This is a genomic window from Vreelandella songnenensis (assembly GCF_003002925.1).
GTDB lineage: Bacteria > Pseudomonadota > Gammaproteobacteria > Pseudomonadales > Halomonadaceae > Vreelandella > Vreelandella songnenensis.
In genome coordinates, this window is sequence record NZ_PVTK01000001.1 from 216362 (window position 1) to 231564 (window position 15203).

Below are 15203 nucleotides of genomic sequence, written 5' to 3' on the forward strand. Positions count from 1 at the left end.
GGGTTATACCTCAATGTCTGCGAGGTTGCCGTAATCTTCCAGCCATTTCTTGCGGTCGCTGGCACGCTTCTTGGCGAGCAGCATATCCATCATTTCCATTGTGCCATCGCCCTCTTCCAGGGTGAGTTGCACTAGGCGACGGGTTTCGACCGCCATGGTGGTTTCGCGCAGCTGTAAAGGACTCATTTCGCCCAGGCCTTTAAATCGCTGAACATTGGGCGTGCCGCGTTTTTTCGCCAATTGCTTGAGCACGGCGGCTTTTTCACTCTCATCAAGGGCGTAGTGCACCTCTTTACCTAGATCGATGCGGTAAAGGGGCGGCATGGCGACAAATACATGGCCGGCATCCACCAGTGCAGGGAAGTGACGAACAAACAGCGCGCACAGCAGCGTGGCGATGTGCAGCCCGTCGGAGTCGGCGTCGGCAAGAATACAGATCTTGTGGTAACGCAGCTTTTCAAGATCAGCGCTACCCGGGTCTGCACCAATGGCAACGGCGATGTCATGAACTTCCTGAGAGCCGTAAATATCGTGGGTCTCGACCTCCCAGGTATTCAGGATCTTGCCGCGCAGGGGCAGAATCGCCTGGGTGTCGCGATTGCGCGCCTGCTTTGCGCTGCCACCGGCGGAGTCGCCCTCGACCAGAAACAGCTCGCTCAGGGCCGGGTCCTGGCCCGAGCAGTCCGCCAGCTTGCCGGGTAGCGCGGGGCCCGAGGTCACCTTCTTGCGGGCCACCTTCTTGGCTTTCTTCTGGCGGTTCTGGGCGGCGCTGATGACAAGCTCCGCCAGCTGTTCGGCCTGGTCGATATGGTGATTGAGCCACAGCGAGAACGCATCTTTCACCACGCCGGACACGAAGCCTGCAATGGTGCGCGACGAGAGGCGCTCCTTGGTCTGCCCGGCAAACTGGGGGTCGAGCATCTTCACCGAGAGCACGAAGGAGGCGCGCTCCCAGAGATCGTCGGCGGTCAGCTTGATGCCTCGGGGCAGCAGGTTGCGGTATTCGCAGAACTCGCGCAGCGCGTCCAGAAGCCCGGAGCGAAAACCGTTGACGTGGGTGCCGCCCTGGGGCGTGGGGATCAGGTTGACGTAGCTTTCCAAAAGCGATTCGCCGCCCTCCGGCAGCCACTGAATGGCCCAGTCGACGCCGTGCTCGTCATCGTTGAAGTGGCCCACGAAGGGCGCGCTTGGCAGCACCTCGTAGCCGTCGGTCGCTTCGGCCAGATAGTCGCGCAGGCCATCGGCGTAGGCCCACTCGGTAGTGGTACCGTCAGGCTCGATCAGCGTCACCGCAAGCCCCGGACACAGCACCGCCTTGGCGCGCAGCAGGTGCTTGAGCCTGGAAAGCGCAAGCTTGGGGCTGTCGAAGTAGCTCTCATCAGGCCAGAAGCGCACCAGCGTACCGGTAGCCCGCTTGGGCGCCTTGCCGATTTCGTGCAGTTCTTCGACCTTTTCGCCGAACTCGAAGGCGATGGCGTGACGCGCGCCGCCGCGGGTCACTTCGACTTCCAGGCGCCTTGAGAGCGCGTTGACCACCGAAACGCCCACCCCGTGAAGACCACCGGAGAAACGGTAGCTCGAGGAGGAGAACTTGCCGCCGGAGTGCAGCTTGGTAAGGATCAGCTCCACCCCGGAGACGCCGTGCTCGGGATGAAGGTCTATCGGCATGCCGCGGCCGTTATCCTGCACCTCGATGGCTCCATCGCTGTGCAGCATGACGCGAATCGCGGAGGCATGGCCGGCAAGCGCTTCGTCAACGCTGTTGTCGATCACCTCCTGAGCAAGGTGATTGGGCCGGGAGGTGTCGGTGTACATACCGGGACGCTTACGTACCGGCTCGAGCCCGGACAGGACTTCGATAGAGCTCGCGCCGTACTGAGAGGCATCAAACTGGGTCATGTAACGTCGGTTCCTGAAGGGTAAAGCTGGCAGCCGCCGGTGACTGGTACAGGCGGCCGACAAAGATCGCTAGGATAGCAAAAAGCTGTATATCCAGCCATATCTATTGCTTGGCGAAGAGAGACGCAGCGCGCTTTTTTTATAGCTGCCAGAGATAGTTACTCATCCTGCTCGGCGGCCCAGAACGCTTCGATCAAACCACGGCTGGAGGCATCCATACGCGAGACATCCCCTTCGCCTTCGATGATCGCCTGGGTGTCGGTGGCAATCTGCTTGCCAAGCTCCACGCCCCACTGGTCAAACGGGTTGATATCCCAGATGACCGCCTGCACGAACACCTTGTGCTCATAAAGCGCGATCAGCGCGCCCAGGCTGTGCGGGGTCAGCTTGTCCAGCAGTACCGTGGTCGAGGGCTGGTTGCCGCGATAGCGCTTGTGTTCCGGACGCGGGCCATCATCCTCGAGTGCGTCATCCCCCAGCATCAATACCCGCGACTGAGCAAAGCAGTTGGCCAGCGCCAGGCGATGCTGGGATTTCAGATGACGGCGGGTATCCGGGTCTTCCACCTCGTCGTAGCGCTTGAGCGGGGCAATGAAGTCGCACACCACCGGCTGAGTGCCCTGATGCAACAACTGGTAGAAAGCGTGCTGGGCGTTGGGACCCAGCTGACCCCAGAGTACCGGGCAGGTCGAATAGCTGACTGCCTGGCCCTGGCGGGTGACCGACTTGCCGTTGGACTCCATCTCGAGCTGCTCGAGGTAGGCGGCGAAATACTCGAGGCGACCATCATAGGGCAGAATCGAATGGGCGCGGATATCCAGAAAGTTGACGTTCCAGATGCCCGCCAGCGCCAGCAGCACGGGCAGGTTGTCTTCCATGGGTGCTTCACGAAAGTGGCGGTCCATGGCATGCGCACCGGCCAGCAGCTCGCGGAAGTGGGCCATGCCAATCACCAGCGCAATCGGCAGGCCAATGGTGCCCCACAGCGAGTAGCGCCCGCCCACCCACTCCCAGAACGTGAGCTGATGATCCGGCGCGATGCCCCACTCGCTCATTTTCTGGGGACTTGCCGACACACCGATAAAGTGCTGGCGCACGATCAGCTCGGCGCTTACCGCCGGGGTACTGACGAAATCACCCTGCTGGGTCAGGCGGCCAAGTAGCCAGTCCCGCGCCGTGTTGGCGTTGGAGAGCGTATCGATGGTGGTAAACGACTTTGACGAAAGCACGAAAATCGTCGTTTCAGGATTGAAGCGGCTCAGGTAGTCGGCCAGCTGCGAGCCGTCCATGGTGGAGGCGAAGTGCACTTCTACCGGATGAATGTCGTCCGGGCGGCAGTCGGCGAGCGCATGGGTCACCATCAGCGGCCCGAGATCCGAGCCGCCCACGCCAAGGTTCACCACATGACGAATCGGCTTGCCGGTTGCCCCGCGCCACTGCCCTGCGTGCAGGCGGCACACCAGGCGCTCCATCTGCTCGAGACTTTCATGCACACCGGCAACGATATCCTCTCCTTCGACATTGAGCGTGGCGTCTGCCGGCAGGCGCAGCGCCGTGTGCAGCGCCGGGCGGTTTTCGCTGACGTTCACCCGCTTGCCGCTCAGCAACGAATCAATGGCTCCGGGCACGCCGGCATCGTGGGCCAGTGCCAGCAGGTGCTCAAGCGTATCGTCGTCCCAGCGCTGCTTGGAAAGGTCCAGCGTCAGCCCCGCCACCTGGCGAGTAAATGTCGACCAGCGGCTGCGATCCGTGCCAAACAGCGTTTTCAGATGGACGCCCTTCAGCTCCTCGGCATGCTGTTTGAGCGTCTGCCATGCGGGCAGTTTATCGGGGGTAGCGCGTGATGCTGAGGCCATTTGCCCTCTCCTGTGGCGGCGAAGCATGCAGCTCGGGTCTGTTCTGGTCAAATCAGGGCGCGTAAACTATCCCCCCTTTTTGATGACTCCCGGCTTGCCAATGAGTAATGCATCTTACCGTGACGCTATCTTTTCGACACCCCTTGATCGAGTAGCGCGCTTCTCCTTCGATGAGCAGGTGGTTGCCTGCTTCCCCGACATGATCCGCCGCTCGGTGCCGGGCTACGGCCAGATTCTCGGCATGCTGAGCCTGATTGCCCAGCGCCACCTGCGCCACGGCGCCCATGTGTATGACCTTGGCTGTTCGCTGGGCGCCTCGGGTCTGGCCCTGGCCGGCGCGCTGAAACCCGACGCATTTCGCTACACCGGGGTGGATCTTTCCCCCGCCATGGCCGAACGCGCCCGACAAACCTTCAGTGAAGAGTGCCCCGATTACGCCATGAGCGTGGAAGAGGCGGATATTCGCACGCTGAACTATGCGCCCTCGGGCATGATCATTCTCAACTTTACCCTGCAGTTCCTGCCGCCGGCAGACCGCGATGCGCTGTTGAAGCGCCTCTATGAAGCGCTGGAGCCCGGCGGCGTGCTGATTCTTTCGGAAAAGACCATCGATGCCGACGAGCAGGACAACGCCTGGCGGGTCGAGCGCTATCACGACTTCAAGCGCGCCAACGGCTACAGCGATCTGGAAATCAGCCAGAAGCGCACCGCGCTCGAGAACGTGCTGGTGCCGGATACGCTGGACGCGCTGCACGAACGCCTGCAGCAAGCCGGTTTCCCGCGTTCGGTGACCTGGTTTCAGTACCTGAATTTTGCCTCGGTCATCGCGTTCAAGGAGGCATGAGTGGAGATTTCCGACGACCACCGCGCTTTATACCAGGCGTTTCTGGACCAGGGCCTGACCACCTGGCTTGCCCGGTTGCCCGAACAGCTTGCCAAGGGGCTTGACCGCCAGCGCCACGGCGATCTGCCTGCCTGGGAAAAGGCCGTGGCCAAACTGCCCGCCCTGCCCGCCGAGCGCCGTGTTCAGCTTGAAAGCGATACACTGACAGTGGAGCTCGACCTCAGCGAAAGCCAGCAGCGCCAGTGTTTCAACCTGCTGAAAAAGCTTGCCCCCTGGCGCAAGGGGCCCTATTCGCTGGGCGGCATTACTATCGATACGGAATGGCGCTCGGACTGGAAGTGGCAACGCGTCGCCCCGCACCTGGCGCCGCTCAAGTACCGCAAGGTGCTGGACGTAGGCGGCGGCAGCGGTTACCACGCCTGGCGAATGGCCGGCGCCGGCGCGGCGTTTGTACTGGTGATCGACCCTTCACCGCGCTTTTACTGGCAGTTCCAGGCGGTACGCCACTTCGTAGGCGATGCCGACGGCGGGCGCACTCAGTTTCTTCCCGTGGGCATTGAAGACGTACCGGAAAATCTCGGCTTTTTCGATACCGTGTTCTCCATGGGAGTGCTTTATCACCGCGCCTCCCCTTTTGAACATCTTCAGCAGCTGAAAGCGGCCCTGGCCCCCGGCGGCGAACTGGTACTGGAAACCCTGGTCGTCGAAGGCGACGAGCAGACGGTCTTCGTGCCCGGTGAGCGCTACGCCGCCATGCCCAATGTCTACTTCCTGCCCTCTTCCAAGGCGCTGTGCCACTGGCTCAGCCGCTGCGGCTTCACCAACATCCGCGTGGTGGATGAAGCGGTCACCACGCTCGATGAGCAGCGCTCCACCGAGTGGATGACCTACCAGTCGCTGACGGACTTTCTCGACCCCGATGACCGCACCCGCACCATCGAGGGCTACTCCGCACCGCGGCGGGCGGTGATCATGGCCAACCGGCCTGAATAGGTTGTATTTGTGACATTCACCTACGCAGAATCGCCAGCCAGCGGCCCAGATTCAACATGCTGGCAAGCGATGCGGCAACGTAAGTAAAGGCGCAGGCGGTGAGCACATGACGGGCGCCCGGCATGTCGTAAGGCGGCACGTACTCTTTCAAAAGCGGTAGCGCGCGGTTGAAGCTGGCGTCGAACTCGACCGGCAGGGTTACCAGATGCACTACCGCAGCAGTGCCAAAGCTGATGACCGCCATGGCGATCACCAGCGCCAGCCCGCCGGGCAGGCGCGTGAGCAGAAACAGAAAGGGAGCGGCCATCATCAGTAAAGCGCCGAGCTTTTCGGCTTTCTGGGCTACGCCTACCAGGCGGCTACGCGCCAGCAGTGGCGCATAGCCCTGGTGGTGCTGAATGGCGTGACCTACTTCATGGGCGGCAACAGTCACTGCCGTTAGCGAGCGGCCATCAAAGTGTTCATCTGATAGCCGCACGCAGCGTGCTTGCGGGTCATAGTGGTCGCCGTGTTCGGTGCGCTCAACCGTGACGCCCTCTACGCCTGATCGACGCAGCAGATGCTCGGCAAGTTCGGCGCCGCTGCCGGGATAATCATCGCGCCCCTGGCGATGCTTGTTGAGCACCCATTTGGCCCACAGGTTGGGCAGAACGAAGATGGCAAGCGCAGCAAGGATAAGCAGAACGAACATGGTATTGAGCTACCCGACAGTTGAAGCATTCGTTTTACCATGCGTGCCGCTCAAGCAACACCTTAACCGTTGGCCTCACGCCGCTCCTCTTCACGGTGCTCTTTTACGTCACGAATAACCGCCTCGAGACCGCGGGCGGAAATATCCCCGTTGGCATGGGCGTGCTCGGCAATCAGTATGCTGTCCGGCGCCAGCACCAGCTCACACTGGGTATCGGCAAGCTCTTCGTGCAGCCGCTGAATAGCCTCTTCACGCTTGGGGTCCTTGTCCACACGGCGGATATAGATCGCCTTGATGCGGCCGGGGTAGGCCTTGACGATTTCGGTATACACCTCGGGGTCGTGCTGGCCGCTATCGCCGATCAAAATACACGGCAGCTCATCGAACAGCGTGAGCATGCGGTCTATCAGCAGGCGCTTGTGTGCTTCAGCCTTGCGCGGCCAGGGATGGCGTAACGAAATCCCCCATTCGCGCAGAAACAGAATCGGCCCGACAGGAATACGGTTGAGCTGGAAAAACGCTTCCAGCATCTCGTAGATGGCCCACGGCCCCCGCGAAACATACAAGATGGGGCGTTCAGCCTTTTCGGTTTCGCCACGGTGCAGCGCCTGATACAGCGATGCCACGCCGGGAAACGCCGTGCGCCGATGCGGCTTGCGCACGAACAGGCGATAAAGCATCTTCAGCTTTTCTGCTACCCCGGTGAACATCACCGTGTCATCGATATCACTGATGACCAGCAGATCCGTTTCCGGCGGCGGAATATAGACCTCCACATCGGTACGTACCGGCGACTGACCTTCGGCATGAACACAGATATCAGCCCGATGCCAGGAAACGTCGATGGGGAGTGAGTGGGTAATCGGCAGGTGGGCATCGAAATAACCGTCGCGATCCGTCGTGAGGGTCAGCTCGTTTTCACCGATTCGAATATCGACCTTTGCATCGGCCAGGCCGCGGCGAAAAATACGCCGGGTGACGTCCGCAGTGTCGCGTAGAATACCGCGCCGAGGGATGGCGCGGCCAAGTGCAGCCTGACGAAACACTCGCCCCATGACAAATACTTCATCAGAAGAACCGTAGCCACGGTAGGGATGCACCATCATCCCCCCGTGGCCACGGTCTCGCTTCATGGGTTTTGCGATAACGTGGACAAGCCTTTTGACAAAACTTGTCCACGGCGTTAGCCAGGACATTAGGCGTGTTGGCCTGAATGACGACCTTCTTGCAGCTCTTCGAGAAGCTTGGCGTTGAACGCATCCAGATCTTTCGGAGTGCGGCTGGTGACCAGGGCGTTATCGCACACCACGGCCTCATCTACCCAGTTGGCACCGGCGTTACGCAGGTCCTGGGCGACGCTTGGTACTGAGGTCATCTTGCGACCTTCTACAACGCCTGCGTTAATGAGGATCCAGGGCGCGTGGCAGATAGCGGCAACCGGTTTGCCCGCCTGGAAGAATGCTTTAACGAAGCTCAAGGCGTCTTCGTTCATGCGCAGCTCGTCCGGGTTGAACAGACCACCCGGCAGTACAAGGCCGTGATAGTCAGATTCGCTTACATCGGACAGTGATTTGTCGGCGTCGTAAGTGTCGCCCCACTCGGTTTCGGCCCAGGCACGGATGCCCTTACCGTCAGGCGTTACGACATGCACCTCAACGCCTGCTTTTTGAAGCGCTGCCCGCGGCACGCTCAGCTCGGACTCTTCAAAGCCGTCGGCGGACAGAATGGCGACGCGTTTACCGTTTAATGCTTGATTCATCATGCTCTCCATTTCGTGATGAGGTTTGCGTTAACCAACGCCTTAACAGTGTGGACCATCTTGTACAATCGTCAAGCATGCAAACCTGACCAGACCACTAGCCACCTACTCACGCGTTGTACAACACCGCCCCCAGCTTGCGAATATCGTAGCCTCCCAGCGTATCGGCCTGCTGTTTGAAACGTGCCTGCTGGGTAAAGTCGATCAGCGCCTGAATCGGCGGTTCGAAATAGCTTCGCCGGGGCATCAAAAGGTCAAACGATTCGTCGTGCAGGGGGATGAATGAAAGCTGCTGGCGACGCGCGGCGGCCTCGACACCCAGCCCCACATCGGCATCCCCTTGGCGAATGCTCAGTGCCAGGTCATCTTCGCTTTGCGAGGCATGAGGCGCCCAGCCAATTCGGCGGGTATCCATGGCGGCTTTCTCGAGCAGGCATTTAAGCAATTGCGCCGCACCGGCATCCAGTTGGCGGTGCGCCACCGTCAGCTCTTTTCGCGCAAGGTCCTGAAGCGACTCGATCTTGAGAGGGTTGCCCGGCGCTACCAGCAGCCCCTGGCGCCGCTTTGCCCAATGCATGATGACCAGGTCGCGCATACCGCCAAGTCCCAGCATGGCCGGGTCGTTGTAGCTCTGCGTCTCGGGATGAAGCAGGTGCACGCCGGCCAGTAGCGCCTTGCCATCAACCAAGCGGCGTACGCCGTCCCAGCTACCGTGGCAAAGCAGCGCCAGCTCGCTGCCGCTTTCACGCACGGCCCACTCCAGTAGCGGGTCCTGGCTACCTGCCAGCACCGTGGGCAACGCCAGCCGCTGGGCCTGGTCCCCTTCCAGGTGGTTGAGCAGCCACATATCAATTCGCTGGCGGGGAAACAGCAGCTTGCCCGTCGCGCGGCTGCAGGGTATCTGCCCCTGGCGTACCAGGTCGTAGACCTTGCGCTCTTTGAGGCGCAGATAGTCAGCCACTTCGCTGGTCGTCAGATACTCCCTTAACATGATCACACTCCCCATTTACTGCATATGGCTGCATATATTTCAGCTGTCAGTGCATTTAGCCAACATAACGTAAATAATGCCGCCTTGAAACATAACCCTGCGGAATATCATGGCGGCAAGCGATAACCCTTTTTACACGGCACTGACGATGATCATGAGCATGGATCAGAGGCTTTTTGACATTGTCACCCTGTCGCTTCAGGTATCGCTCATCGCCGTGCTGGTGGCCAGCCTATTGGCCTTGCCCCTGGGCGCCGCTCTCGCGCTTTGGCGCTTTCCTGGGCGCAATATCGTTATCGTGATGCTCAATGCCCTGATGGGTTTACCGCCCGTGGTGGCGGGGCTTTGCGTCTACCTGCTGCTTTCGCGCGCCGGGCCACTGGGACACTGGGGGCTGCTGTTTACGCCCAGCGCCATGGTAGTGGCTCAGGTCATTCTGGTGCTGCCCATCATCGCCGCCCTGACGCGCCAGCAGGTGGAGTCCCTGCACCAGGAGTATGCCGAGCAGTTGCACTCGCTGGGCTTGAGCCCGCTGCGCATGATTCCCACCTTGTTATGGGATGCCCGCTTCGGACTTCTGACCGTGGTTCTGGCGGGTTTTGGCCGTGCCAGTGCCGAGGTAGGGGCGGTGATGATCGTGGGCGGCAATATCGATGGCGTCACCCGGGTCATGACCACCAGCATCGTGCTGGAAACCAGCAAGGGTAACCTGCCACTCGCACTCGGCCTGGGCATCATCCTGCTGAGTCTGGTCACCCTGATCAACGCGCTGGCGCATGTGGTCAGTGAAATGGCTAAAAGGCGCCTGGGATGAACGCTGAAACGACCATGTGCAATGACATCGCCCCCCTGCATTTCGATCAGGTACGTTTCGAACACCGCGGCCATCGCCTGTTGATGCCAACCAGCGTGTCGTTTTCAGGCTGCCGGCGTACGCTGATCATGGGCCCCAACGGTGCGGGCAAAAGCCTGCTCATGCGCCTGGCCCACGGGCTTTTGCGCCCCAGCGGCGGGCGTATCCATTGGCAAGGCACGCCGCCGGTACAGGCCATGGTGTTTCAGCGCCCGGTGCTGCTGCGCCGCTCGGCGCTGGATAACCTGACCTACGTGCTGGCGGTTCATCGGGTGCCACGCGCCCTGCGCAAGGCCCGCGCGCTCGATGCGCTGGAACGCTTCGGCCTGGCTGCCTTGGCCAAGCGCCCGGCGCGAGTGCTTTCCGGCGGAGAACAGCAGCGCCTGGCGCTTGCGCGGGCCTGGCTGCTCAATCCTTCAGTGCTGTTTCTGGACGAACCCACTTCAGCCCTGGACCCGGCAGCCATCAAGGCGGTGGAAGACGCGGTCAATGCCTTTCATCAGCAGGGCACGCGTATCATCATGGCCACCCATGATCTTCACCAGGCGCGCCGCCTGGCCGACGATGTGCTGTTCATGTACAGCGGCCAGGTACTGGAACACTCCCCCGCAGAACACTTTTTCAAGGCGCCACAATCGCCCGAGGCAGACGCCTTTATCCGGGGAGAGCTTGTGTGGTAACCACGCAGGCTGCGCCCCATTACCCGCAAGGAGCAGACGAATGCAGAAAATGACAACCATGATAACTGCCGGCTTGGTCAGCCTTTCCTGGAGTGCCTCTCTGCTCGCCGAGGATGACTTCATCACGCTGGCCTCCACCACTTCCACCGAGAACTCGGGCCTGTTTGATGCCATCATCCCCACTTTCACCGATGCCACGGGCATCGACGTGCGGGTGGTCGCGGTAGGCACCGGTCAGGCATTCGAGATTGCCCGCCGTGGCGATGCCGATAGCCTTCTGGTTCACGATACCGCCGGCGAAGAGCAGTTCGTGGCCGATGGCTACGCCACTGAGCGCCAGGATGTGATGTACAACGACTTCGTACTGGTCGGACCCAGCGACGACCCGGCGGGCATTCGCGATAGCGAAAGCGCGGCAGAAGCCTTTGCGCTGATCGCCGAGAGTGAGTCGCCCTTCGCCTCACGTGGCGACGACAGCGGCACCAACCGCGCCGAGCTACGCATGTGGGAAGACGCAGGCGTCACCGCCCACGGCGAGTGGTACCGCGAGCTGGGTAGCGGCATGGGCCAGACGCTCAACACCGCCGCCGGCATGAACGCCTACACCTTTACCGACCGTGCCACCTGGGTCGCGTTTGAAAACCCGCAGGATTTGACCCTGCTGTTTGAAGGCGACGAAGCGCTGTTCAACCAGTATGGCAGCCTGCTGCTGTCCACCGAGAACAACCCGCATCTGAAGCAGGATCTGGCCAACGAGTGGCACAAGTGGCTGCTGTCTGAAGAGGGCCAGCAGGCCATTGCCGATTTCGAAGTCAACGGCCAGCAGCTGTTCTTCCCGAACGCCAAGTAAGCTTGCCCAAAAAAAGCCGCCGCTAGTGATAGCGGCGGCGTTTGCGTTGAGAACATTCGGCTTAGAACATTTGACTTAGAACAGCTCGCGAATGTCCTTGGCTTCCCAGTGCGGGAAATGCTTTCTTACCAGGGCGTTCAAGTCGCGCTCAAATGCGGCCCAGTCGGTGGTGGGCGAGTTGCCCCTCTCGCCGGAGGCCACCGCCCGAATCATGCCTGCCCCGACCGTCACATTGGTCAGCCGGTCGATAATGATGAAGCTGCCGGTACCCGGGCTGGTGCGGTAGTCATCCACCGGGATAGCCGCGGTCAGTTCCACTTCGCAGCGGGCGATGGCGTTCAGCTCCAGCGCATCCGCCGTGTTTTTCTCCAGTGTATTGACGTCCACCTGATACTCGATACCGCGCACCTGGCCGGAAAGATCCCGGGTGGCGAGCTTGAAGTCATAAAGCTTGCCCGGGGTCAGCGGGGTTTCATGCATCCACACGATATCGGCGGTGAAGGTATTGGAAAGCGGCACGTCCGCCTCGGCGCTTACCAGCCAGTCGCCGCGGGAGATATCGATCTCATCTTCCAGGGTAACGGTAATCGCCTGGCCCGGGTAAGCCTCGCTCAGGTCGCCATCGTAGGTAACCACGCGTGCCACTTTGGACGTCTTGCCGGAAGGCAGCGCTTTCACTGCCTGCCCCGGGCGCAGCACGCCGGCGGCCAGGGTGCCGCAGTAGCCGCGGAAATCGAGATTCGGCCGGTTCACGTACTGCACCGGCAGACGCAGATCGCTCAGGTTCTGGTCGCGGCTGATCTCGGTATTTTCAAGAAGCTCGATAAGCGTCTCGCCGCTGTACCAGGGCGTCTGCTCGCTACGGTTGACGACGTTGTCGCCATTGAGCGCCGACATTGGCACAAACCGGATATCGCTTGCCTGAAGGTTGGTGGCAAAGGTGCGGTACTCTTCCACGATTTCGTTGAAGCGCTGCTCGGAAAAGCCCATCAAATCCATCTTGTTGACCGCGATCACCAGGTGCTGAATGCCCAGCAGGTCGGCAATGAAGCTGTGGCGACGCGTCTGGGTCTGAACCCCATAGCGCGCATCGATCAGGATGATGGCCAGGCTCGCGGTGGAAGCGCCGGTGGCCATGTTACGCGTGTACTGCTCGTGTCCCGGCGTGTCGGCAATGATGAACTTGCGCTTGTCGGTAGAGAAGAACCGGTAGGCAACGTCAATGGTGATACCCTGCTCGCGCTCGGACTGCAGACCATCGACCAGCAGCGCCAGATCCACTGTGTCGCCGGTGGTACCGCTGGTCTTGGAGGCCTGGGTAATCGCTGCGAGCTGATCTTCGAAGATCATCTTGGAGTCGTGCAGCAAGCGCCCGATCAGCGTCGATTTGCCATCGTCCACGCTGCCGCAGGTAATGAACCGCAGAAGGTCCTTGTTCTCGTGCTCGTGCAGGTACTGCTCGATATTGTCGGCGATCAAATTGGACTGGTGAGACATCAGAAGTACCCCTCGCGCTTTTTCTTCTCCATGGAGCCTACCTGGTCGCGATCAATGGCGCGGCCACTGCGCTCACTGGTACGGGTCAAGAGCATTTCCTGAATGATTTCCGGGAGCGTAGCCGCTTCAGATTCCACCGCGCCGGTTAGCGGGTAGCAGCCCAGCGTTCGAAAGCGTACCGACTTCTCTTCGGGCACTTCATTGGGTGCCAGCGGCAGGCGGTCGTCATCGACCATGACCTGCATGCCGTCGCGCTCGACGATCGGGCGCTTGGCGGAGAAGTACAGCGGCACGATTGGTATCGACTCCAGATAGATGTACTGCCAGATATCGAGTTCCGTCCAGTTGGACAGCGGGAACACGCGAATCGACTCGCCCTTGTTGACCTTGGCGTTGTAGATGCTCCAGAGTTCCGGGCGCTGATTCTTGGGATCCCAACGGTGGTACTTGTCGCGAAAGGAGTAGACGCGCTCCTTGGCGCGCGACGCTTCTTCATCACGCCGGGCACCGCCAAAAGCGGCGTCGAAGCCATACTTGTCCAGCGCCTGCTTGAGCGCCTGGGTCTTCATGATATCGGTATATTTCGCGCTGCCATGGTCGAACGGATTGATATTGGCCGCCCGCCCCTCTTCATTGGTATGCACGATCAGCTTCATACCCGCCTCGGATGCCATGCGGTTACGAAATTCGATCATTTCGCGAAACTTCCAGGTGGTATCCACGTGCAACAGCGGGAATGGCGGCGTACCGGGATAGAACGCCTTGCGCGCCAGATGCAGCATGACCGAAGAGTCCTTGCCGATCGAGTACATCATGACCGGATTGCTGAACTCAGCCGCCACTTCACGAATGATGTGAATGGACTCGGCTTCAAGCTGTTTCAGGTGGGTCTGGCGCGCGGCGCTGAGCGCGCCGGGCGCCTCGCGCCGCGGCGTCGAAGAGAGTGTGGAGAACTGAGTCATGGTCTGCTACCTCACAAAACAAGCCGATTGTTTTAAGCTTGCAGTACACGCTGAATTAAAACGCTATACGTTCGATTGTGAGTAGAGTAACGCTGAGTCGATAATAACCCAAAAGAATTAATAACTATCTTTTTATTCTTTTATTGCCTAAACGTCGACGCGCTCGACCCAGGTTTCCCACTGCTCGCCGCTCAGATCCACTACCCGATAGCCGGGCCGTGAGGCTTCATCAATGGCAAAGGCCTCGGCGCCGGGCATGAACTGGTCCGACATCGCCGGGCAGCCGTACACGCCGATGCGGCTCTCGCCTACCTCAAAGTGTTGGGCGTGAGCCTGATGCGCATGACCAAACAGTACCATCTTGACCTGAGGATAGGCGCTCAACACCTGCCAGAAGGCTTCGCGATCCTGCAGGCCAATGGCATCCATCCAGGCAGCACCCACCTCTACCGGCGGATGATGCATGGCAATCACAGTGGGCCGGTCATCCGCTTCAAGCTGTTCGGTCAACGCCATCAGTCGCTCGCTACCCAGCTCACCGTGAGGCTGGCCAGCCACCTGGGTATTGAGCATCAGCATGCGCCACTGCTGCATATCCACCTCATCCAGCAGCGGGTGTTCGGCGCGCATCAGCTCGACCTGATCGTGATTGCCCGGCAGCCAGAACCAGGGGCATGGCAGCGCGGTCATGGCCTCTTTGGCAAGCGTGTAGGAGGCCGGTGTTTCGTCCTGGCTGATATCGCCGGTAAACACGATGATATCCGGCCGTTCGGCCATGACCGCGGCGAGCACCTGCTGAAAATGCTCCCAAGGCACGCCTGCCCGGGAACGGGCATCGATGTCTGCATGCAGGTGAGCATCGGTAATCTGCACCAGTCGCATCAGCGCATCTCCGGCAGATCGTAGGCATGCCCATGGGCCAATCCGTGCGCCAGCCACTCACCCAGAAAACGGTTGAGCTGAAGCTTTTCATCCGGCTGATGCATGCGGGCATTGGGGTAACGGTAGCGCCCGCTGAAGTGACGCTCGCGCTGAAAATCAGTGACCTCGGCCATACGCACATCGTGATACAGATGCACACGCATGCGCGGGCCTGCCATGATGGTATCCAGCGGGCCGCTTTGGGTAACGTCGACCATGGTAGTGTAGGGCGCCTGCTCCACTACCGTCAGCTGCAGGTCGCCGAAATGGCGCTCGTCACTGCTTAGCGCAATTTCACGACGCTGACCGCTCTCCATATCGCCCACCAGGCGTGAAAGGCGCAGGTAGTTGGCGCTGCATTCCCCCTGGAGCGATTTCAAATCGGTGACGTAGGCTGTTCTCGCCAT

15 protein-coding genes are annotated in these 15203 nt (G+C 60.5%); 5 read left to right on the forward strand and 10 right to left on the reverse strand.

The window, feature by feature from the left end; translation table 11 throughout:
- Window positions 1-3: 3 nt before the first annotated feature.
- Window positions 4-1899, reverse strand: a complete 1896-nt coding sequence (gene parE / locus B0H98_RS01025) for a DNA topoisomerase IV subunit B (RefSeq protein ID WP_106373216.1) — start codon at window positions 1897-1899, stop codon at window positions 4-6.
- 158 nt (window positions 1900-2057) lie between these two features.
- The gene (gene pgi / locus B0H98_RS01030) at window positions 2058-3755 is read right to left on the reverse strand and encodes a glucose-6-phosphate isomerase (protein WP_106373217.1); all 1698 of its coding nucleotides are present in this window, start codon (window positions 3753-3755) and stop codon (window positions 2058-2060) included.
- 100 nt (window positions 3756-3855) lie between these two features.
- Here pgi and cmoA point away from each other — a divergent pair, with 100 nt between their 5' ends.
- Entirely contained in the window at window positions 3856-4599 is a 744-nt protein-coding gene (gene cmoA / locus B0H98_RS01035; RefSeq protein ID WP_106373218.1) for a carboxy-S-adenosyl-L-methionine synthase CmoA, read from the forward strand.
- Window positions 4600-5592, forward strand: coding sequence for a tRNA 5-methoxyuridine(34)/uridine 5-oxyacetic acid(34) synthase CmoB (gene cmoB, locus B0H98_RS01040; RefSeq protein ID WP_106373219.1), 993 nt, complete (start codon window positions 4600-4602; stop codon window positions 5590-5592).
- Window positions 5593-5608: 16 nt separating this feature from the next.
- On the opposite strand, the gene B0H98_RS01045 is transcribed toward cmoB, so the two are convergent.
- The 4 genes from B0H98_RS01045 to B0H98_RS01060 form a co-directional block, all read right to left on the reverse strand.
- The gene (locus B0H98_RS01045; protein WP_106373220.1) at window positions 5609-6283 is read right to left on the reverse strand and encodes a zinc metallopeptidase; all 675 of its coding nucleotides are present in this window, start codon (window positions 6281-6283) and stop codon (window positions 5609-5611) included.
- 62 nt (window positions 6284-6345) lie between these two features.
- Window positions 6346-7416 carry an App1 family protein gene (locus tag B0H98_RS01050; protein WP_422822132.1) on the reverse strand — a complete coding sequence of 357 codons (1071 nt, stop codon included), beginning with the start codon at window positions 7414-7416 and terminating at the stop codon, window positions 6346-6348.
- A 62-nt stretch (window positions 7417-7478) separates the two neighbouring features.
- A complete protein-coding gene (locus tag B0H98_RS01055) occupies window positions 7479-8042 on the reverse strand; it encodes a type 1 glutamine amidotransferase domain-containing protein (protein WP_106373222.1) in 564 nt (187 codons plus the stop codon).
- Window positions 8043-8151: 109 nt separating this feature from the next.
- Window positions 8152-9033, reverse strand: coding sequence for a helix-turn-helix transcriptional regulator (locus B0H98_RS01060; RefSeq protein ID WP_208623563.1), 882 nt, complete (start codon window positions 9031-9033; stop codon window positions 8152-8154).
- A 160-nt stretch (window positions 9034-9193) separates the two neighbouring features.
- Between B0H98_RS01060 and B0H98_RS01065 the strand changes: the two genes are divergently transcribed.
- From B0H98_RS01065 to B0H98_RS01075, 3 genes are read left to right on the forward strand one after another with little or no spacing between them, the layout of a single operon-like run.
- Window positions 9194-9847 (forward strand): ABC transporter permease, encoded by a 654-nt coding sequence (locus B0H98_RS01065; RefSeq protein WP_244182941.1) that lies wholly within the window; start codon window positions 9194-9196, stop codon window positions 9845-9847.
- Window positions 9844-10566, forward strand: a complete 723-nt coding sequence (locus B0H98_RS01070; RefSeq protein ID WP_208623564.1) for an ATP-binding cassette domain-containing protein — start codon at window positions 9844-9846, stop codon at window positions 10564-10566. Before B0H98_RS01065 ends, B0H98_RS01070 begins: the two co-directional genes overlap by 4 nt.
- Window positions 10567-10606: 40 nt before the next feature.
- Window positions 10607-11416, forward strand: a complete 810-nt coding sequence (locus tag B0H98_RS01075) for an ABC transporter substrate-binding protein (protein WP_106373224.1) — start codon at window positions 10607-10609, stop codon at window positions 11414-11416.
- Between the two features lie 75 nt (window positions 11417-11491).
- On the opposite strand, the gene cysN is transcribed toward B0H98_RS01075, so the two are convergent.
- The 4 genes from cysN to B0H98_RS01095 form a co-directional block, all read right to left on the reverse strand.
- Entirely contained in the window at window positions 11492-12913 is a 1422-nt protein-coding gene (gene cysN, locus B0H98_RS01080; RefSeq protein ID WP_106373225.1) for a sulfate adenylyltransferase subunit CysN, read from the reverse strand.
- Window positions 12913-13875, reverse strand: a complete 963-nt coding sequence (cysD, locus tag B0H98_RS01085; RefSeq protein WP_106373226.1) for a sulfate adenylyltransferase subunit CysD — start codon at window positions 13873-13875, stop codon at window positions 12913-12915. The genes cysN and cysD overlap by 1 nt, the downstream gene beginning before the upstream one ends.
- Before the next feature lie 147 nt (window positions 13876-14022).
- Window positions 14023-14757, reverse strand: coding sequence for a phosphodiesterase (locus B0H98_RS01090; protein WP_106373227.1), 735 nt, complete (start codon window positions 14755-14757; stop codon window positions 14023-14025).
- Window positions 14757-15203 carry a DUF1249 domain-containing protein gene (locus B0H98_RS01095; RefSeq protein ID WP_106373228.1) on the reverse strand — a complete coding sequence of 149 codons (447 nt, stop codon included), beginning with the start codon at window positions 15201-15203 and terminating at the stop codon, window positions 14757-14759. Before B0H98_RS01095 ends, B0H98_RS01090 begins: the two co-directional genes overlap by 1 nt.

Coding starts and splice junctions, on each gene's coding strand:
- B0H98_RS01045 (WP_106373220.1), bottom strand. CDS start 6,283: ATGTTCGTTCTGCTTATCCTTGCTGCGCTTGCCATCTTCGTTCTGCCC.
- cmoA (WP_106373218.1), top strand. CDS start 3,856: ATGAGTAATGCATCTTACCGTGACGCTATCTTTTCGACACCCCTTGAT.
- B0H98_RS01090 (WP_106373227.1), bottom strand. CDS start 14,757: ATGCGACTGGTGCAGATTACCGATGCTCACCTGCATGCAGACATCGAT.
- parE (WP_106373216.1), bottom strand. CDS start 1,899: ATGACCCAGTTTGATGCCTCTCAGTACGGCGCGAGCTCTATCGAAGTC.
- B0H98_RS01050 (WP_422822132.1), bottom strand. CDS start 7,416: ATGAAGCGAGACCGTGGCCACGGGGGGATGATGGTGCATCCCTACCGT.
- cysN (WP_106373225.1), bottom strand. CDS start 12,913: ATGTCTCACCAGTCCAATTTGATCGCCGACAATATCGAGCAGTACCTG.
- B0H98_RS01095 (WP_106373228.1), bottom strand. CDS start 15,203: ATGGCGAGAACAGCCTACGTCACCGATTTGAAATCGCTCCAGGGGGAA.
- cysD (WP_106373226.1), bottom strand. CDS start 13,875: ATGACTCAGTTCTCCACACTCTCTTCGACGCCGCGGCGCGAGGCGCCC.
- B0H98_RS01060 (WP_208623563.1), bottom strand. CDS start 9,033: ATGTTAAGGGAGTATCTGACGACCAGCGAAGTGGCTGACTATCTGCGC.
- B0H98_RS01070 (WP_208623564.1), top strand. CDS start 9,844: ATGAACGCTGAAACGACCATGTGCAATGACATCGCCCCCCTGCATTTC.
- pgi (WP_106373217.1), bottom strand. CDS start 3,755: ATGGCCTCAGCATCACGCGCTACCCCCGATAAACTGCCCGCATGGCAG.
- B0H98_RS01075 (WP_106373224.1), top strand. CDS start 10,607: ATGCAGAAAATGACAACCATGATAACTGCCGGCTTGGTCAGCCTTTCC.
- B0H98_RS01055 (WP_106373222.1), bottom strand. CDS start 8,042: ATGAATCAAGCATTAAACGGTAAACGCGTCGCCATTCTGTCCGCCGAC.
- B0H98_RS01065 (WP_244182941.1), top strand. CDS start 9,194: ATGGATCAGAGGCTTTTTGACATTGTCACCCTGTCGCTTCAGGTATCG.